Here is a 19786-nt window from a genome sequence, read left to right on the forward strand (position 1 = left end):
CTAAGTATGGGGTGTTTTGCTTATTGAGACTAAAGTTAGATGTATGAAAACGACAACTACTGAGAAAATATGTTAAGATAGAACAGAATGTTAGGAGGAAGTACGATGCGAGAAACAGGGAGAGAAATTGATCAATTAAGAAAGATTGATATCCAGACAAATTTCACAAAACATGCAGAAGGATCTGTATTAATTACGGTTGGTGACACGAAAGTAATTTGTAATGCCAGTGTTGAAGACCGGGTTCCACCTTTTATGAGAGGATCAGGAAAAGGTTGGATTACTGCAGAATATTCGATGTTGCCTCGTGCAACCGAAACGAGAAATATTCGTGAATCGTCAAAAGGTAAAGTGTCTGGACGGACCATGGAAATCCAACGATTAATTGGCCGATCCTTACGTGCAGTGGTTGATCTTGATGCGATTGGTGAAAGAACTGTATGGGTTGATTGTGATGTAATCCAAGCAGATGGAGGCACAAGAACGGCATCTATTACAGGTGCATTTGTAGCAGTTGTACACGCATTAGGTAAATTATTAAAAGAAGAAAAAATAAAAAAATTTCCTATTACAGATTATTTAGCAGCCATTTCTGTCGGCGTATTACCAGATGAGACAGAAATATTAGATTTGGAATATTCTGAAGATGCAAAAGCACATGTAGACATGAATGTTGTCATGACTGGAAAAGGTGAATTTGTTGAACTTCAAGGTACTGGAGAAGAAGCAACGTTTACCAATGCACAGCTAATGAAAATGTTAGCTTTAGCTGAAAAAGGCATGAAAGAAATTTTTGAAATTCAAAAAGAAGCAATTGCACCTTTTCAAGACAAATTTTAAGTGACCCTGGGGAGCTATTTTAGATGAAAGAATTAATTATTGCTACAAAAAATAAAGGAAAAATGAAGGACTTTATCGGTTTATTTGAACCGTTCGGTATCAAAGTTTATTCGTTATCCGATCTTTCTGAACCGGTAGAAGATATTGAAGAGACAGGGACTACATTTCAGGAGAATGCAGCGATCAAAGCAGAGGCTGTATGTCGTATGTTTAATATCCCTGTCATTGCTGATGATTCAGGGATAGAAATTGATGCACTTAATGGTGCGCCAGGGGTTTATTCCGCTCGTTATGCTGGAGAAGCAAAAGATGATCTAGCTAATCTTGAAAAAGTTTTAGATGAGTTAAAAGGTGTACCTGAAGAGCAACGTACAGGTCGTTTTGTTTGTGTATTAGCTATCGCTCAACCTGGTCAAAAAACGATCTTTAAGCGTGGTGAGTGCGAAGGAACGATTGGCGATCAAGCAATAGGCGAACACGGTTTTGGTTATGATCCCATTTTTTATCCCGCCGGTAGCAGCCGAACAATGGCAGAACTAACTCTCGAGGAAAAAAATCAAATAAGCCATCGGAAAAACGCGTTAGATAAGATAGAAAATTGGGTAAAGCAGTTATAGAAGTCATACGTAAGGGGTGAAAGCAATGCCTAAAATATTAATACTTAGTGATAGTCACGGTTGGAGCCAGGAAGTGATAGAGATTAAAGATAGGCATCAGGCAGAAGTGGATGCCATGATTCATTGTGGCGATTCAGAACTTGAATTTGATAGTGAACCTTTATCTGGATTTGAGAAGGTACAAGGAAATATGGACATGGATTCTCGATTACCGGAAGAAGTTGATTTTACAGTAAATAAGCTGCATTTTTTAGTGGTACATGGTCATTTGCATCAAACGAAAGCAACATTAATGCCTGCTTCTTTTCGTGCGGAGGAATTAGGGGCTAACGTTATTTGCTTTGGTCATTCGCATGTAGCTGGAGCGGAGAAGGTTAAAGATAAGTTATTTATTAACCCTGGGAGTATTCGTCAACCAAGAAGTGCACATCCTGGATCTTATGCAGTATTAACAGCTGATGAGGATTTGAAAGAAATTTCTGTCCGATTTTATACAAAAGCTGGTCAGGAAATTTCCAGTCTGGCTTATCAAACTTCATTAAATTAATCTAGTCAGCAGAAATAATTTCTGCTGACTTTTAGTAAATACATAAAAAATGAAGCTTGCTTAACTCTAAAAATTGAGACTTATTAAAATATTTTTCCTTTTCTGTTGACAGAAAAGAGTACAATTTATATAATGGTACTTGTCCGTTAACGAGATATAAGAAAAAATACATACAGACGCGGGTGTAGTTTAGTGGTAAAACCTCAGCCACGAGCAATACATCAACCGAGTAGACATCAAGTTGTTCCGAAGCATTATGCTTCTTTGAAATAACTTTTAGATGCAGGAACATGTTTTGCGCTAAAGAGTACGAAATGATTAATTTCATATATAATGCGGGTGTAGTTTAGTGGTAAAACCTCAGCCTTCCAAGCTGATGTCGAGGGTTCAATTCCCTTCACCCGCTCCATGTCCCAGTAGCTCAGCAGGATAGAGCAACAGCCTTCTAAGCTGTGGGTCGCAGGTTCGAATCCTGCCTGGGACGTTAGCCAAAGCCTTGCAACGATAATCGTTGTGAGGTTTTTTATTTTCTTGAGGAATTATGAAATTTGTTTTGGAGACCAATAAGGTACCATTTTTAAGATATCTTAAATAAATTATTAAAATGGTTTGTTGCACTTTTTTCAGTATCTTGTATTTTAAAAATTTTAAAGACAACTACATGGAAGAAGACATCTATTAAATTCAGGTGTTTTTTGACATGACATCTTCGTATAAATTGTCTACTTTTCATTATAATAATAAAGCGTAATCAAATACGGTAATTATAGAAAGAATATTGAATAGTAATAAATATCTATAGAATATTAAATAATGAGTTGATAGTCTTGCGTTAGCTTGTGATCTTTAGTAAATTTGACTCATGCAATTATAGAGGGGGTATTAATTTTGGCAAAAGAAAAAGCAAAAAAATCGATTTTTAAACGTTGGTGGTTCTGGGTAATAGCAGTAGTATTATTCATTGGAATTGTAGGTAATTTAGGTGAGGACGAAACCGTAGAAAGTGAAAATGATCAAATAGAAGATACAAACACTGATGTCAATGAAGAAGATCAGGAAGATACTACTGAAGATACAGAAGGAGCAGAAGAACCGGTCGAAGAAGAGGAACCTGCAGAGGAAGAAGAATCAAATGCTGAAGACGATGTTCCAACCGAATATAAATCCGCCTTAAACTCAGCAGAAAACTATTCAGATATGATGCATATGTCAAAAGCAGGAATTTTCGATCAATTGACTGCTGAAATGGGTGATCAATTCCCTGAAGAGGCGGCACAATACGCAATAGATAATATGGAAGCTGATTGGAACGAAAATGCATTGAAGTCAGCAGAAAATTACAGTGAGACGATGCATATGTCAAAAGCATCTATATACGATCAATTGACATCAGAAAATGGAGAGCAATTTACAGATGAAGAGGCGCAATACGCAATAGATAATATAGAAGCAGACTGGAATGAGAATGCCTTACAATCAGCAAAAAATTACCAAGAAACAATGGACATGTCTAAAGAGGCAATCAGAGATCAATTAACATCAGATTATGGAGACCAATTTACACAAGAACAAGCAGATTATGCTGTTGAGAATTTAGAATAATTACTTACGTAAACACCTACCAATTTATTTGGCAGGTGTTTTTTTACGTGACTAATTTACGTGGCGCTAAATCCTCGGTAATAAATCTGCTCACTAGGGTTTCTATTAGTAAAATAGTGTATTAATTATTCAATTTATAACTTCCAAATCGAAGTCGCATATTCCCTAATGGTGCGGTCACTGGAAAACTTACCAGAATGCGCAATATTCACAAGACTTTTGGATAACCACTTGTTGCTATTGCGATAGGTTTGATCTACAAATTGATGGGTTTCTACATAATCATCAAAGTCTTTTAAGATAAAATAAGGGTCATTGCTCGATAGCAGGTGGTAATAAATATCGTTGAATTCCTGACCGAAAAAACCATCCCTTATTTGATGCATGATTTGTGTGAGTCGTTCATCCGTTTGATAGATCTCTGTCGCTTGGTAATCACCATTATGATAATATTCCTGTACCTGATCAGCAGTAAGTCCAAAAAGAAAAATGTTCGACCTATTCACCAGATCTTTCATTTCAATATTTGCACCATCTAACGTACCAATGGTAAGGGCACCATTCATCATCATTTTCATATTGCCTGTGCCTGACGCCTCTTTACCAGCAGTCGATATTTGTTCACTTAGGTCTACTGCAGGTATTATTTTTTCTGCTAAGCTTACGTTATAATTTTCTAGAAAAACAACTTTAAGTTTCCCTTTAATAGATGGATCGTAATTAACGATGTCAGCTACCGTGTTAATCAATTTAATTACTTCTTTGGCAAAATAATAACTGGGAGCTGCTTTTGCTGCAAAAATAAAGGTGCGAGGTGTGATATCTAATGAAGGGGTATCTTTTAATTCATTGTATAAATAAATGACATGGAAAATATTAAGAAGCTGTCGTTTATACTCATGAAGTCGCTTGATTTGGACATCGAAAATCGAGTGATCATCTACTAATATACCTGTTGATTGCTGGATGAATTTCGCTAATTCTATTTTGTTTTCACGTTTTATCTGGTTGAGCCGATCTAATAAAGGCTGATCTTTAATATGTCTTATGAGATGTGTTAACTCTCTTGGGCGCAGGATCCATGCCGGGCTGATGGTTTCTGTGATGAGTTCAGATAGTTTTGGATTGACCATTAATAACCAGCGTCTATGTGTAATCCCATTGGTTTTATTATTAAAACGTTTAGGAAAAAGCTGATTAAACTCTTTCATTTCTTGTGTTTTTAATATTTCAGTATGTAGCTTAGCGACACCATTAACACTAAAACTACTGATGATGGCGAGTCTAGCCATATGAATTTGATTATCTGCAATCACAGCTAATTGTGGTATTTGATCTCGTAATTGAGGTTGATTGAACCATAGCCCCTGACAAAATCGTTCATTTATTTCATCAATAATCATATAGATGCGAGGTAAAAGGTTTCGAATCATGTCTACAGGCCATTTTTCCAAGGCTTCACTCATAATCGTATGGTTGGTATAGGCGAAAATGTTAGTGGTTATTTCCCAGGCGTCATCCCAACCAAAACCTTCTTCATCCATTAACAATCTCAACATTTCAGGAATAGCTAAAGTTGGATGAGTGTCATTGATTTGGATAACTGCTTTTTTTGGTAAGTGTTTTAGCGATTTTTTCATATTTGATTTAAAGTTTGAGATAATATTTTTTAAGCTTGCCGCCACGAGAAAATACTGTTGTTTGATTCGGAGTAATTTACCTTCCTCACTGGAATCATCCGGGTACAGAAAACCAGAAATTTGATCGATGGAATGATGATGGTCCAGTTGATGGTAATATTGATTGAATTCTCTTTGCTCTCTTGACGAAATGGGTTCAGCACTCCAAAGTCGTAACGTATTGACCACCTCGTTTTGATAACCGAGTATCGGTATATCATAAGGGACTGCCCGTACTTTGTCTGTGTTGATGTATTGAAAAACGAGTTCACCATTGTTGTCACGTTCCATTTGAACCGTTCCACCGAATTCCAGTTCAACCGCTTCATCGTCCTTTTTCCATTCCCAAGGATAGGGGTTATCGAGCCAATAATCGGGTAATTCGGTTTGATAACCGTTGATTAGCCGTTGTTCAAACAAACCGTAACGATAACGGATTCCAAATCCGTGGCCAGGATAATTCAGGGAGGCCATCGAATCCAAAAAGCAGGCAGCCAGTCTTCCGAGACCACCATTTCCGAGACCTGGATCACGTTCCTGTTTATATATTTCATCAGGACTGAACTCAAGCTTTGTCAATGCCTCATTACAAATGTGCAACATGTTTTGATTTAATAAATTGCTTTTCAGTAAACCACCAATTAGAAATTCCATTGATAAATAGTAAACTTGCTTTGGCTGTTTATTATTATACTTTCGATTCGTTTTTTCCCATTGTCTATTCACTTCTAATTTTACAATCTCACAAATTCCTTTATAAATTTGCTCTTTGGAAGCCTCTTTAAATGGATGACCACTCAATGCTTCTGTTGATTTAATGATCGCTTCCATGAGTGTATCGACTGTCCATTTAGTCAATTCGTTTCACTCCTTTTTGAAGTGGACTCAGATTCTGTTAAGGAACGATAGAGCTCCGCATATTGTATTGCGGATTCCTCCCAACTAAAGTGACTATCATTCACATTTCTCATTAACGAGTGCCATTTTTGTTGATTATGGTAGATCGTAAGTGAATATTTAAGTAAATGTAATAGTTCATGGGCATTATAGTTGGAAAAACTAAATCCATTACCTTTTTGAGTAAACTCATTAAAAGGAGTAACGGTATCTTTTAATCCACCTGTTTCCCTTACAATTGGTACGGAACGATATTGCAGAGCAATTAATTGTGCTAAGCCACATGGTTCAAATAGGGAAGGCATAACAAAAAAGTCGCTAGCGGCATATAGTTGCCTTGCTATCGCCTCATCAAATCCAAGATAACTAACCATCTTACCTTTATGTCGTTGCTCAGCATGATAAAAAAAATCATGGAATTCATCATCACCTGTACCCAATAAGACAAATTGAACATCTTCGTGTAAGAATTCATCTATTATAGCTTGAATTAAATGGAGTCCTTTTTGTTCTACTAAACGAGTAATCATAACATATAGTGGCATTTCTGGATTTTCTCTTAATCCCAATTTTTGTTGGAGTATCTCTTTGTTTTTTTGCTTTCTTGGTCCTGCATTTAAATAATTCGATGGTAAGTGTGGATCTAACAAAGGGCTGTACTCTTTTAGATCGATGCCATTAAGGATGCCAACGAAATCATCATGTCTATCCATGATCATCGGATGTAATCCTTCGGAAAAATAAGGTGTCTTTAACTCTTCTGCATAAGTCGGACTTACCGTGGTTATTTTATCTGCATGGAAGATTCCCGCTTTCATACAATTAAGCAAGCCATTCCATTCCATTCCAGCAATATGATCTGGTGGAGTGTTAAATAAGTCCTGGTAGGCGTCTTTTTGCATAATACCCTGGTACTTAATATTATGGATTGTGAAAACGGTTTTCAAATTTGGGGAAGGGAGTGTAATTTTTGCAAAAGCAATAGCTAATCCAGCCTGCCAATCATGAGCATGTAATATATCCATTTCCAATTCCAGTTCAGTTATTGTTTCAACGACAGCTTGACAAAAAAAGACGAACCGTTCGCCGTCATCTTCATAACCATATATGCCGTTTCTTGAAAAATAATAGTCATTACCTATAAATAAATAAGAAATATCTCGGTAAATCAATTGAAACACTGTAGCTTTATGTTCACGCCAACCTACTTCCACAGTGAATGATGTAACCTTTTCCATCTGATCCGACCAGTTATCTATCATATCCTTATAAAATGGAAGAATCACGGAAACTTTATATTTGTTTGTTTTCGTTAATGCCTGTGGCAAAGAACCGATTACATCTGCAAGTCCCCCTGTTTTCACAAAAGGAGTACATTCGGAAGCAACAAATAAGATTTTATTCCCCATTAATACCTGATCACTCCTTTAAATGGTTCTATTTTTTGCGATAATAAATGGTTGTTCCTTCGCTCCCTTTAATAGTTGATCTTCGGTGATGGTAACATCCTTATCTAAAATCACATTTTCTAAGTGTGCACCATCTTCTATTTTGCAATGTTGAAGAATGATTGAATTTTTTATTTTCACTCGTTTACCGACCTTCACTCCGCGGAAGAGAATGCTGTTTTCAACTTCGCCGTTAATCACACCACCTGTAGCAATTAATGATTGGGAGACTTCTGCAGAACCATTATATTTGGTAGGGGCTTGGTTGCCGATTTTTGTGTAGACTCGACCACCTTCAGAGAAGAGCCTTTGATAATTGTCAGGCTCCAGTAACGCCAAGTTTTGTTGATAATAACTATCGATAGAGTTTACTACCGCACTATATCCTTTATAGGAGAAGGAATGGATATTAAGACGACTCAGATTAGAAGTGATACCATCAAGGAAGAAATGATTTTTGTAATTAGCAATACATTCTTCCATTAATGCATACAATAAGGATTTGCGTATGACATAAATACCAGAAAAAACATGAGGGTTTTTTGTATCATTTGTGATCGCTTTGACTTTACCATTCTCATCTACTTCTACTTTCAGGGATGTATCATGTTCTGGCAACTGTACATAATCAGTGGTAAGTAACGTTATATCTGCTTCACTTTCGAGATGCGCTTCGAATAATTCCTGATAATTCATATTGGATATAAATTGACTGCCACTAATCAGGACATAATTCGACTTGCTTCGTTCAAAGTAGTCCCAATTGTTGCAAAAATGTCGTAAATCTCCCTTAGACACATCTGAGGGATCATGCCATTGAGGTGGTAGAATAAATAATCCACCATGGCGTTTGTTCAATTCCCAATCCGCTCCAGAACCTAAATGATCCATTAATGATCTGTATTTGTTTTTGGTGAATATCGCTATCTCACTTATATTGGACTTTGTCATATTTGAGAGAGTAAAATCAATTAAGCGATACCTGCCGGCAAAAGGTGTAGCAGCCCCACACCTAAAATAGGTTAGTTCATTTAAGAAGTCATGCTCATGTTCCAAGTTAATGAGTCCCATCATTGTCTCCATATGCCGAGCCCCTCCTTACGAAATAGATTCGAGATTTTCATTTGATAGAACGATAGGTTCTGAAGTAGATTCAGCAATGATTCTGGTATTACTTGGAATCGTCACATTCTCTTGAACGATCACTCTCTTTAGAATGACATTTTCACCTACTCTTACACCAGGAAGCAGTATAGATTGTTCGATTACAGCCCCATCCGCTACTTGAACATTTTCAAATAATACTGAATGATCCAAAGACCCTGAGATAATACAACCATTATTCACTAAAGAATGTCGAATAGTTGCCTGCTGATTGATTAGCTGTGGCGCAAAATTAGAATCATGGGAATAGATTTTCCAATTGTTATTAGGGGAGGAGAGTGACAGACTTTCTTCCAGAAGATCCATATGTGCCTCCCAATAACTTTGAATGGTTCCAACATCCTTCCAATAACCATCAAAACGATAGGCGTAAAGAGAGCGATTATCCATGATCATCGCAGGTAGAATATCTTGCCCAAAATCATGATTTGTTACAGAATCTCTCGCATCAGCTTCTAAATATTTTTTTAAGATATTCCAGTTAAAGATATAGATCCCCATCGATGCCAGATTATTTTTAGGATGGATTGGTTTTTCTTCAAATTGGTTAATTTTAAGGTCCTCTGATGTATTTAAAATACCGAACCGTGAAGTATCTTCCCACGGTACTTCAAGAGCTGAAATGGTCACATCAGCATTTTTTTCTTTGTGATACCTAAGTAACTTATCATAGTCCATATGATAAATGTGATCCCCTGATAAAACCATTAGATATTCGGGATCATATCGCTCAATAAAATGGATGTTTTTGGTGATGGCATCCGCAGTACCGAGATACCAGCTACCACCATCATTTACTGTAAATGGAGATAAAATGGTGAGGCCGTCTTCCATCCGATCAAGGTCCCAAGGTTTTCCGACGCCAATGTGTTTGTGCAGTTCCAAAGGGGAATATTGAGTTAAGACGCCGACAGTGTACATTCTTGAATTGAGACAGTTACTTAATGTGAAATCAATAATACGATACCTGCCACCAAAAGGTACGGCGGGCTTCGCAAGATTTTTAGTTAGTAGTCCGAGACGTTTGCCCGCGCCTCCAGCTAGAAGCATTGTTACACATTCTTTTTTCATAGAAACCCCTCCTCTATTTTTTGGAAAACGGAGACGGCAAGTGGTGGAATCGTCACTTTTATATGTTGTTTTTGATGATGCCATTCTTCAAAGATTGGTTCGTGCAAGAAAAAATTTCGCTGATCAGATCCTCCAAAACAAGCGGCATCAGAATTGAAGATTTCTTTGTATGCTCCTGCATAGGGCACACCAACTTTAAAACCATGATAAACTTCAGGTGTGAAATTACAGATTACAAGTAAATCTTCAGATTCATTACTGGTTTTACGTAAGAATATAAGAATACTTTGGTCATTATTATCAGCATCTATCCATTGAAATCCGTTCGGTTTATGATCGTATTTGTATAAAGCGGGTTGATGAAGATAAAAGTGAAAAAGGGTTTTAGTATAATGAAATAAGGATTCATGCAATGGAAAGTCAAACAAGAGCCAATCTAATTGATGCTGATCTCGCCATTCAATATATTGACCAAACTCACCGCCCATGAAGATAAGTTTCTTGCCAGGATGCACAATCATGTAGCCAAATAGTAATCTAAGGTTTGCAAATTGCTGCCATTGGTCTCCAGGCATTTTATTTAAAAGTGATCTTTTACCATGGACTACTTCATCATGTGATAGGGGAAGAACAAAATTCTCGCTGTAGTTATACATCATCGAAAAGGTCAGTAAGTTATGATGCCACTTGCGATAAACAGGGTCATACTCCATATAGGTAAGTAAATCGTTCATCCAACCCATATTCCATTTAAAATTAAAACCAAGCCCGCCATGATCAGTGGGGTGACTAATTTTAGGAAGGTCTGAACTATCTTCAGCCATCATTAAGGCATGTGGAAAAAATTCAAATACGACTTCATTAAGCTTTTTCAAAAAGGCAATAGCTTCTAAATTCTGATCGCCGCCTAATCCATTTTTTAATTTTTCTTCATTATCGTCTCTGTCAAAATTTAAGTATGTCATACTTGCAACAGCGTCAACACGCAGTCCATCAACATGAAATTCTTCCATCCAATAGATAGCATTAGATATCAAAAAACTTTGAACTTCAGGTCGACCAAAATCAAATGTCAACGTGCCCCAAGACCGTTTTTCAGCCTTTTTCGGATCCTTATATTCATATAGCGGTTCACCATCAAACTGTCGTAATCCTTGTTCATCTTTGCAAAAATGACCTGGGACCCAATCTATAATTACTCCAATATTATGCTGGTGACATTGATCGATAAAAAACTTCAAATCGCTAGGAGTTCCATATCGGCTAGTTGGTGCATAATAACCGGTGGTTTGATAACCCCAGGAAATGTCCAAGGGGTGCTCTGCGATTGGTAATAATTCAATATGCGTAACGTTCAGTTTTCTTACATATGGAATTAACTCATTTACTAATTCTCTATAAGAATAATAGCTTCCATCTTCTTTTGTTTTCCATGAACCAAGATGAAGTTCGTAAATCAATATCGGAGATTCATAAGGGTTATAATTCTTTTTGTTTGATTCCCATTTTTGATCGTTCCACATATACTTATCATGAGAAGGTGTCAAAGATGCTGTTAGTGGACGAAGTTCTGCCTGAAATGCATAGGGATCAGCTTTTAGAAATGCTGGTCCATTTTTCGGTGTAATTTGATATTTGTAAGCTGAGTTTGGTGGAATATTGGAATAATAGCCACTCCATAACCCATTTTTACTGACGCGTTGTAATTGGTGATCTTTTCCTGTCCAGTCGTTGAAATCACCAGTTATTTCTACAACAGAAGCGTTTGGTGCCCATACTGTAAATTGATAGCCTTTTTCTCTGGGGTGACAGCCAAGAAACTTATAGCTGTGATAGTGTGTTCCTTGATGGTAAAGATAAATGTCTAAGTCGTTAGTGTATAGATTCATTTAAACTCCTTTCAACTTCACCAGCATATTCTAACTGTTATTAATATATGATAGAAAAAATTGTTATATTACCTTAGTAGCTTGATATTATCTTACAGTCAGAAATGTTTTCACGAGTAATTGTTTGTCATTTTTCGAATCGAATTACTAAGTGGGAATTTAGGGTAGTTTACTTTCTGAAAGCTCTCACTTTATAAACAGATATGGGGTGTCTATTTATGGAGAGGTTGATTGCTTGGTTGGATGAAAAAGACCGAATAACGATAGAAAGTGATTATTTAGATATTTATAAGAATCATTTTCCTGAAATTACAGTAAATGAACGAGATGTGAGTGTTAGAGCAATTGACTATATAAATAAAGAAACAGTTGATATTTTGCTGAATAAAAATCTTCCTATTGGTCAGGATGCTTTTGTGAGATGGGGGAAAAATTGCATTCCTATATACCCGAGGAAGGTGGTACGAAGCGTATGGTTTGATCAAACTTTTGATGCAAGTAATGAACAGCTTGGAAACAATTATTCAAAAAAAGCAACAACCTTCTCTGTATGGACACCCGTAGCAACAAGTGTGCATTTGATTATAAACGATAAACGACTTGTGATGAGCAGGAAAACAAATGGTGTTTGGTTCAAAAAAGTGAAAGGAGATCTCAAAGGTTCTACTTATCAATTCGCTGTGACAATTAATGGGGAAGAACGATTGGTAAACGATCCATATGCTAAAAGTATGACAGCCAACAGTGAAAAAAGTGTTGTAATGGATTTGTTAAAGACAGACCCAAAAAACTTCAGAACTACTATTTCACCTAAAACAGATAAAAAAGATGCAATTATTTATGAACTACATGTGCGTGATGCTACAATTTGTGCGGAAAGTGGTGTGCAGAATAAAGGAAAATTCCTTGGGCTAACAGAGAAAAACACCAGTACGACTGACGGGTATTCAACAGGTTTAATCTATCTCAAGGAATTGGGATGTACTCATGTTCAGCTGTTACCTATTCAAGACTTTGCCCGTGTCGATGAGCTACGACCTGAAGAGAGTTACAATTGGGGGTATGATCCATTACATTTCATGGTGCCTGAAGGAAGTTATGCAACTAACGCAAACGACCCCGATTGTCGTGTGAAAGAATGTAAGCAAATGATTACTAGTTTCCATGAGGAAGGAATTTCGGTAATTTTGGATGTCGTATTTAACCATGTCTTTGATCATGAGAATTCTGTCTTTGAAAAATTAGTTCCAGGTTATTACTTTCGCTATTATGAAAACGGCGATTTAAGTAATGGCAGTGGCACAGGAAATGATTTAGCAACCGAGCGGAAAATGGTTCGGAAACTCATTTTGGATACGGTCGATTATTGGCTTCGTGAATATTTAGTCGATGGTTTTCGCTTCGATTTGATGGGATTAATTGATATCGAGACAATGCATGCGATTTATCAACGGTGTCAATTAGAACCTAGACCTATTTTATTATTAGGAGAAGGTTGGGATTTAGATACACCATTACCACCAAATAAAAAGGCAACCATTTCGCAATCTGATCAAATATTAGGTATAAGTCTATTTAATGATAGGTTTCGAGACGTAGTTAAAGGGAGTAATTTTATTAATAAGGGGTTTGTAAATGGTGATGGGCACTTTCTCGAACGTCTTCCACAAATAGTTTCGGCTTCTTCAGATTTGAGATTTGGAAATCGATTGTTTGCAGATCCACTTCAATCAATTAACTATGTAGAATGTCATGATAATTATACGTTGGCAGACTGGTTAATTAAAACAAATCCTCAAGCAATTGAAGAACATCGCAGAAGGATGCATCAATTAGCAACAGGCTTAACGATCATCAGTCAAGGTGTACCATTAATCCATGCTGGTCAGGAATTTTATCGAACTAAATATGGTGATGAAAATAGTTATATATCAGGTGATGCTATTAACCAATTAGACTGGAAAAAAAGAGTAGAGGAAAATGAAAATATTAAATGGGTTCAACAGCTTATTTCGCTGAGGAAACAATATAATGTTTTTCGTTTAGATTCAACTAAAAAGATACAAGAACACTTCCATGTTATTAAGACACCTCAACCGGTGTTTGGCTATATGCTTTTCGGTATAAAAGAAGATATTACTGTTTACGTGAATCCCTGTTCAAACAAAAGAATTATAACATTACCCGCCACCGGTAGATGGGAAAAAATAAGTAGTAATTATTCGGGTACTAACTTGCCGATTTGTTGCTCATGGCAAGGAAAAGGAGAAATAGAAGCATATGAATTAGCGATTTGGAAGAAAACGCGCAACACATAAAAAATAATACCTTGTTACCGTTCTCCTTCATCCATTATTATTTGGTACCTAGTGAATTCTGCTCCAAATTTGTTATGATAAATGATACAATATTCTATAGAATGGCATTTGCTTGCCAAGAATTGGAGAGGACTTATGACTCAAAAAACTTTAGTTGTCAACACGGATCTAGATGAAAAATATCTTCAACAATTAAAAAAAATTGCACCTGATTGGCGAATTGTGAACAACGAAAGTCCTGAAGATCTAAAAAACGCAGAAATAGTTCTCCATTGGAACAAAGAATCAAAGGATTTATTATTGCAGAAAAACACCAATTTACGTTGGGTGCAGGTTTGGAGTGCTGGTGTAAATGGTTTGCCTTTAAAACAATTAGAAGAAAAAGGTGTTTCACTAACAAGTGCTAATGGTGTCCATGCCTTTCCAATATCTGAAACAATATTTGCTTTAATGTTAAGTTTAACACGAAAAATTCATACATATGTGCGTCAGCAACAACAAAAGAAATGGGAAAATGCTGATTTAAAATTAGAAATTCATCAAAAAACGATTGGTATAATTGGTGTTGGTGAAATAGGTCTTGAAACAGCGAAAATTGCTAAAGCATTTGGTATGAAAGTATTAGGTGTACGTTATTCAGGAAAAGAAGCCAATCATGTGGATCGAATGTATACACAAGATCAGCTGTCAAAGGTACTTCCACAATGTGATTATGTAGTGGTTACTCTTCCATTAACAGATGAAACGAAGGGGATGTTCACTGCAACGCAGTTTAAACAGATGAAGAAAAGTGCATTCTTTATTAATATCGGTCGTGGAGCAATTGTAAAAGAACAGGATCTAATAGAAGCGCTAGATGCTAATAAAATTGCCGGTGCAGGATTAGATGTTTTTGCAAAAGAACCTTTACCAGATGACAGCCCGCTTTGGGAGATGGAGAATGTTATAGTCACTCCGCATACTGCAGGAGCAACCGAGCAATATAATCAACGAGTGATAGAAGATATTTTTATTCCTAATTTTAAAGAATACTTAAAATCAAATAAACCAAATATTAATTTAGTTAATTATAAAAAGGGATATTAACTGGTATAGTGTTATCATACTATCCCTTGAGTCTTTTACTAATAAATTTTATAATAGGACTATTACAATAAAAAGGTAGGTGAAAATATGGAAGAGGAACGGGAGAAGGTTATTATTTTTCCGAAATGGAAGGATAACTTGGAAGAGCAAGCGAAAAAGGCGATGCAAGAAAATCAATTTGACGAGGCTTATCAGTATTTTTCACAACTAACTGAAAATGGCGTAAGTTCTCATGAAGTGATGACAGGTAAATTAATTTGCATGATGGAGTTAAATATGCAAAAAGAAGCAGAAGATCTCTGTGAAGAACTAATTGCTAATAAAGATCAATATTTTGCCTATTATGTACATATTTATTCAACCTTATTATTTCAATCGAGCAAATATAAAGAAGTCATGTACCTTATCGAAGATGCGTTAGAACAAGAAGACATACCAGATCACATTAACGAACAATTACGACACATGTATCAGCTGAGTACCGAATTACAACAACAAGAAGATAAACAGTCATACATAGAAATAGAAAAACAATTAGAAGAAGCGATTACTGAGAAAAATGACCGTAAACAATGGTATATGATAAAGCGTTTAATACAATTAGAAACCAAAAATGACAAAAAGTTATTTAGAGAAATGTTACAGGACCCGGAGATCCACCCTGTCGTAAAAACAGCAATATTAGAATACTACGAGAAATTAAATCCTTCTACTTCGTTACATATTGAAAAATTTGATTTATTAGATATGATTGATTTTAAAGAATTAGATTCCGTTTTACCTACCTCATTTTTTACAGGTGTTACAAAATATTTGGAGGACTTGCAGCAACAAGACCCTACAAAATATCAAATGATTCAATTTATACTCGAACGTTTTGCCTATGTATACACTCCTTTTCTACCTCAGAAAGAAAATTATGAACTTTTAGCAGAATCTCTACAGTATTATGTGAACAGGAGTTTTCATTTTGTAGAAGACAATGATGATAGAAAAACTTCTTTGATGAAAGAACATTATTTAAAAATGCTTGATGTATCGGAAACATTATATGGCACTATTTTAGACGTGTAATCTTTATATACATAGAAATAATTATCTACATACGTTATCATTAAACTGCTTGTAATACCCTGAACGGAAATTTCAAGTGATAACAAAAAACTATGTGGAGATAAAACGGTCGATAACTCCCGTTGATTGAAGTCCCACTTTATTATTGAAAGCAAAAGCAATTATGTTATAATAAGATGGTTGCAATTTGCGTTCGGTCTATTATAGGATGGTATATTGAATGAACGTCAAATATACAAGTTATTAAGTTGGAGGGAATATAGAATGACAGCAAAATGGGAAAAGCAAGAAGGTAATGTCGGCGTACTAACGATCGAAGTTGAGGCTGACAAATTTAATAGTGCTTTAGACCAGGCCTTTAAAAAAGTGGTTAAAGAAGTTCAAGTACCTGGCTTCCGTAAAGGGAAAATGCCTAGAGGAATGTTTGAAAAGCGTTTTGGTGTAGAATCATTATATCAAGATGCAGTTGACATTATTCTACCTGGTGAATATACTGCCGCGGTTGAAGAGACAGGTATTGAGCCAGTTGATCAACCAGAAGTTGATATCGAGCAAATTGAAAAAGGCAAAAATCTTATCTTCACTGCAAAGGTTACAGTTAAGCCTGAAGTGAAATTAGGCGAATACAAAGGTCTAGAAGTAGAAGAACAATCTACAGAAGTAACAGATGAAGATGTCGAAGAAGAAATCAAAAAACAACAAGAACAACAAGCAGAACTAGTTGTCAAAGAAGATGGCGAAATCGAAAATGGTGATACAGCTGTTATCGACTTTGAAGGCTTTGTAGATGGAGAGGCTTTTGAAGGTGGTCAGGCAGAAAACCATTCATTAGAAATTGGTTCAGGTTCTTTTATTCCAGGTTTTGAAGAGCAATTAATTGGGAAAAAAGCTGGAGAAGAAAATGAAGTTGATGTAACTTTCCCTGAAGAATATCACGCGGAAAACTTAGCTGGTAAAGAAGCTACGTTCAAAGTGAAAATTCATGAAATCAAAGCAAAAGAACTTCCAGAATTGGATGATGAATTTGCGAAAGATGTAGATGAAGAAGTAGAAACGTTAGATCAATTAAAAGATAAAACAAAAAAACGTCTGCAAGAACAAAAAGAAAATGAAGCAGATGCAAGCAAGCGTGAAGATTTAATCCAACAGGCGTCAGACAATGCAGAAGTAGAAATTCCAGAAGCAATGGTACAGTCTGAACTAGATCGTATGCTTCAGGAATTTGAACAAAAGCTTCAAATGCAAGGTATGACATTGGATATGTACTTCCAATTCTCCGGTCAGGACGAAGATGCGCTTAAACAGCAAATGAAAGAAGATGCTGGTAAACGTGTAAAAACTAACTTGACATTGGAAGCAATCGCTCAAGCTGAGAATGTGGAAGTATCAGATGAAGATGTTGAAAAAGAATTAGAATCAATGGCATCTATGTACAACATGGAAATCGATCAAATCAAACAAGCACTTGGTGGAAACACTGCAGCGCTTCAAGAAGATTTGAAATTCAAAAAAGCTATTGATGTCCTTGTAGATAACAGTAAAACAAAATAAATCTATTAAACGAAAACAAGGTACACTAAATCGTGCCTTGTTTTCTCTAACATAATCGAAAGTATCCTACCTACATAACTGTCCCAACTTATACATATTATAAATTCAATGCAATAGAAGGATATACATTTGGTAAGACTAACATAGATATAATATAGTGAGGCTTTAATCAAAGGATGTTTTAAGATCCCACTATCGACGAACCGTATCAGGAAGTTAGTATCTGTTTAACCTCCACTTAGCTTAAATGCTAAAGCTCGAACTTTATCGTTAAGGGTATTATGTATACTAAACCTTGATATACTTTTCTTTACGCTACGCAAAATATTTGTAATCAAGATAAAAGACTGGTACGCTTCTAAAACGATAACGAAAAAGTGTATTACTTTTTTATTTTGAAACAATTTGATATGATTGGCTAAAGACAAACAAAATGTTTTTCGATCATATGAAATACTTTTTGAACAAGGGGTGAATGTCATGTATAAATTTAATGAAGAAAAAGGTCAATTGAAATGTTCATTCTGTGGAAAAAGCCAAGACCAGGTCCGTAAATTAGTAGCGGGACCAGGTGTTTATATATGTGATGAATGTATTGAACTTTGCACAGAAATTGTGGAAGAGGAGTTAGGAACAGAAGAAGAAGTGGAATACAAAGATATTCCTAAACCACAAGAAATCTGTGAAATATTGGATGATTATGTGATTGGACAGAAAAAGGCGAAGAAAAACTTATCTGTTGCTGTATATAATCATTACAAGCGTATTAATTCGCCAAAATCCAAGGATGAGGTTGAATTAGCGAAAAGTAATATTGCGATGATTGGTCCAACAGGTAGTGGTAAAACACTACTAGCACAAACACTTGCCCGAATTTTAAATGTACCGTTTGCTATTGCAGATGCAACTTCTTTGACGGAAGCAGGTTATGTAGGGGAAGATGTGGAAAATATCTTATTAAAGCTAATTCAGTCAGCTGATTATGATGTTGAAAAAGCAGAAAAGGGTATCATTTATATCGATGAAATCGATAAAGTGGCACGTAAATCTGAGAACCCATCGATTACACGTGATGTTTCTGGTGAAGGTGTACAACAAGCTTTACTGAAAATTCTTGAGGGTACAACAGCAAGTGTACCGCCTCAGGGTGGAAGAAAGCACCCACATCAAGAATTTATTCAAATTGACACAACGAATATATTATTTATTTGTGGTGGAGCATTTGATGGTATCGAACAAATCGTGAAACGTCGATTAGGTAAAAAAGTAATTGGATTTGGTGCTGACGCAGATAATCAGGAATTAGATAAAGCAGCATTACTTTCAAAAGTTCTACCTGAAGATTTATTGCGATATGGTTTAATCCCAGAATTCATCGGTCGTTTACCGGTAATCGGCAGTTTGGAACCTTTAGATGAAGAAGCATTAGTTGAGATCTTAACCAAACCAAAAAATGCATTAGTTAAACAATATAACAAATTATTCGAGATTGACGATGTCAACTTAGAATTTGAAGAAGGTGCATTAGAGGAAGTTGCCAAAAAAGCGATTGAACGTAAAACAGGCGCTCGTGGTTTAAGATCCATTTTAGAAGGTATTATGTTAGATGTAATGTTTGAATTACCATCTAGAGAAGATATTGAAAAATGTATCATTACCAAAGAAACGGTAACGGAAGAAAATGGTCGACCTAAACTTGTTCATGAAGATGGCACAGTAATCGACCTTCAATCACCAAAAGAGAGTGCATAAATAATGAAATCCCTTGTTAATTAACAAGGGATTTTGTATGTTTCATTAGCAATCGGTAAAACTAAATGCACATCAACATAATCGTATGAATTTATTCAGTGGAAGTTTTAAACTTCACTATATGCAACTATTATGTAAGCACTAATATTTTCGTTAAGGGTTTGACGGATGATTGCTCTGTGACAAATACTTTTAGATTTACAAAAAAACAAAACTTCTTTAAACTTATACCAATAGGTTTCAACATAACA

Annotated in this window: 14 protein-coding genes and 2 tRNA genes; 11 read left to right on the plus strand and 5 right to left on the minus strand. The window is 35.9% G+C overall.

From position 1 onward, the window contains the following. Nucleotides 1-105: 105 nt before the first annotated feature. The 6 genes from rph (at nucleotide 106) to BUC25_RS08725 (ending at nucleotide 3606) form a co-directional block, all read left to right on the plus strand. On the plus strand, nucleotides 106-840 hold the full coding sequence (rph, locus tag BUC25_RS08700) for a ribonuclease PH (protein WP_073201488.1): 735 nt from the start codon (nucleotides 106-108) through the stop codon (nucleotides 838-840). Nucleotides 841-863: 23 nt separating this feature from the next. Continuing rightward, complete coding sequence (locus tag BUC25_RS08705) at nucleotides 864-1457, plus strand: XTP/dITP diphosphatase (protein ID WP_073201489.1); 594 nt, start codon at nucleotides 864-866, stop codon at nucleotides 1455-1457. 25 nt (nucleotides 1458-1482) lie between these two features. Further along, nucleotides 1483-2004 carry a metallophosphoesterase gene (locus BUC25_RS08710; protein WP_073201490.1) on the plus strand — a complete coding sequence of 174 codons (522 nt, stop codon included), beginning with the start codon at nucleotides 1483-1485 and terminating at the stop codon, nucleotides 2002-2004. Between the two features lie 335 nt (nucleotides 2005-2339). Next, nucleotides 2340-2413 (plus strand) — tRNA-Gly (locus tag BUC25_RS08715). Between the two features lies 1 nt (nucleotide 2414). Continuing rightward, nucleotides 2415-2488 (plus strand) — tRNA-Arg (locus BUC25_RS08720). A 404-nt stretch (nucleotides 2489-2892) separates the two neighbouring features. Continuing rightward, nucleotides 2893-3606, plus strand: coding sequence for an Ltp family lipoprotein (locus tag BUC25_RS08725; RefSeq protein WP_073201491.1), 714 nt, complete (start codon nucleotides 2893-2895; stop codon nucleotides 3604-3606). A gap of 134 nt (nucleotides 3607-3740) precedes the next feature. On the opposite strand, the gene BUC25_RS08730 is transcribed toward BUC25_RS08725, so the two are convergent. From BUC25_RS08730 to glgB, 5 genes are read right to left on the minus strand one after another with little or no spacing between them, the layout of a single operon-like run. Beyond that, the gene (locus tag BUC25_RS08730) at nucleotides 3741-6116 is read right to left on the minus strand and encodes a glycogen/starch/alpha-glucan phosphorylase (protein WP_084543438.1); all 2376 of its coding nucleotides are present in this window, start codon (nucleotides 6114-6116) and stop codon (nucleotides 3741-3743) included. Between the two features lie 23 nt (nucleotides 6117-6139). After that, nucleotides 6140-7591, minus strand: coding sequence for a glycogen synthase (locus tag BUC25_RS08735; RefSeq protein WP_073201493.1), 1452 nt, complete (start codon nucleotides 7589-7591; stop codon nucleotides 6140-6142). Between the two features lie 18 nt (nucleotides 7592-7609). Next, nucleotides 7610-8713: a glucose-1-phosphate adenylyltransferase subunit GlgD gene (gene glgD, locus BUC25_RS08740; protein ID WP_073201494.1), complete on the minus strand. Its 1104-nt coding sequence runs from the start codon at nucleotides 8711-8713 to the stop codon at nucleotides 7610-7612. 15 nt (nucleotides 8714-8728) lie between these two features. Then, nucleotides 8729-9865 (minus strand): glucose-1-phosphate adenylyltransferase, encoded by a 1137-nt coding sequence (locus BUC25_RS08745; protein ID WP_073201495.1) that lies wholly within the window; start codon nucleotides 9863-9865, stop codon nucleotides 8729-8731. After that, entirely contained in the window at nucleotides 9862-11754 is a 1893-nt protein-coding gene (gene glgB, locus BUC25_RS08750) for a 1,4-alpha-glucan branching protein GlgB (protein ID WP_073201496.1), read from the minus strand. The genes BUC25_RS08745 and glgB overlap by 4 nt, the downstream gene beginning before the upstream one ends. Before the next feature lie 218 nt (nucleotides 11755-11972). Here glgB and pulA point away from each other — a divergent pair, with 218 nt between their 5' ends. From pulA to clpX, 5 genes are all read left to right on the plus strand, one after another. Further along, entirely contained in the window at nucleotides 11973-14072 is a 2100-nt protein-coding gene (pulA, locus tag BUC25_RS08755) for a type I pullulanase (RefSeq protein WP_073201497.1), read from the plus strand. A gap of 135 nt (nucleotides 14073-14207) precedes the next feature. Next, nucleotides 14208-15158: a D-2-hydroxyacid dehydrogenase gene (locus BUC25_RS08760; RefSeq protein ID WP_073201498.1), complete on the plus strand. Its 951-nt coding sequence runs from the start codon at nucleotides 14208-14210 to the stop codon at nucleotides 15156-15158. An 87-nt stretch (nucleotides 15159-15245) separates the two neighbouring features. Then, on the plus strand, nucleotides 15246-16232 hold the full coding sequence (locus BUC25_RS08765) for a hypothetical protein (protein ID WP_073201499.1): 987 nt from the start codon (nucleotides 15246-15248) through the stop codon (nucleotides 16230-16232). 264 nt (nucleotides 16233-16496) lie between these two features. Next, on the plus strand, nucleotides 16497-17783 hold the full coding sequence (gene tig, locus BUC25_RS08770; RefSeq protein WP_073201500.1) for a trigger factor: 1287 nt from the start codon (nucleotides 16497-16499) through the stop codon (nucleotides 17781-17783). A gap of 480 nt (nucleotides 17784-18263) precedes the next feature. Beyond that, on the plus strand, nucleotides 18264-19535 hold the full coding sequence (gene clpX, locus BUC25_RS08775) for an ATP-dependent protease ATP-binding subunit ClpX (protein ID WP_073201501.1): 1272 nt from the start codon (nucleotides 18264-18266) through the stop codon (nucleotides 19533-19535). Nucleotides 19536-19786: the final 251 nt, after the last annotated feature.

Origin of the sequence: Gracilibacillus kekensis, assembly GCF_900143085.1 — a bacterium.
GTDB classification, from domain to species: Bacteria; Bacillota; Bacilli; order Bacillales; family Amphibacillaceae; genus Gracilibacillus; species Gracilibacillus kekensis.

Coding starts and splice junctions, on each gene's coding strand:
- BUC25_RS08710 (WP_073201490.1), top strand. CDS start 1,483: ATGCCTAAAATATTAATACTTAGTGATAGTCACGGTTGGAGCCAGGAA.
- tig (WP_073201500.1), top strand. CDS start 16,497: ATGACAGCAAAATGGGAAAAGCAAGAAGGTAATGTCGGCGTACTAACG.
- BUC25_RS08760 (WP_073201498.1), top strand. CDS start 14,208: ATGACTCAAAAAACTTTAGTTGTCAACACGGATCTAGATGAAAAATAT.
- pulA (WP_073201497.1), top strand. CDS start 11,973: ATGGAGAGGTTGATTGCTTGGTTGGATGAAAAAGACCGAATAACGATA.
- BUC25_RS08705 (WP_073201489.1), top strand. CDS start 864: ATGAAAGAATTAATTATTGCTACAAAAAATAAAGGAAAAATGAAGGAC.
- BUC25_RS08745 (WP_073201495.1), bottom strand. CDS start 9,865: ATGAAAAAAGAATGTGTAACAATGCTTCTAGCTGGAGGCGCGGGCAAA.
- rph (WP_073201488.1), top strand. CDS start 106: ATGCGAGAAACAGGGAGAGAAATTGATCAATTAAGAAAGATTGATATC.
- BUC25_RS08735 (WP_073201493.1), bottom strand. CDS start 7,591: ATGGGGAATAAAATCTTATTTGTTGCTTCCGAATGTACTCCTTTTGTG.
- clpX (WP_073201501.1), top strand. CDS start 18,264: ATGTATAAATTTAATGAAGAAAAAGGTCAATTGAAATGTTCATTCTGT.
- glgB (WP_073201496.1), bottom strand. CDS start 11,754: ATGAATCTATACACTAACGACTTAGACATTTATCTTTACCATCAAGGA.
- BUC25_RS08765 (WP_073201499.1), top strand. CDS start 15,246: ATGGAAGAGGAACGGGAGAAGGTTATTATTTTTCCGAAATGGAAGGAT.
- glgD (WP_073201494.1), bottom strand. CDS start 8,713: ATGGAGACAATGATGGGACTCATTAACTTGGAACATGAGCATGACTTC.
- BUC25_RS08730 (WP_084543438.1), bottom strand. CDS start 6,116: ATGGAAGCGATCATTAAATCAACAGAAGCATTGAGTGGTCATCCATTT.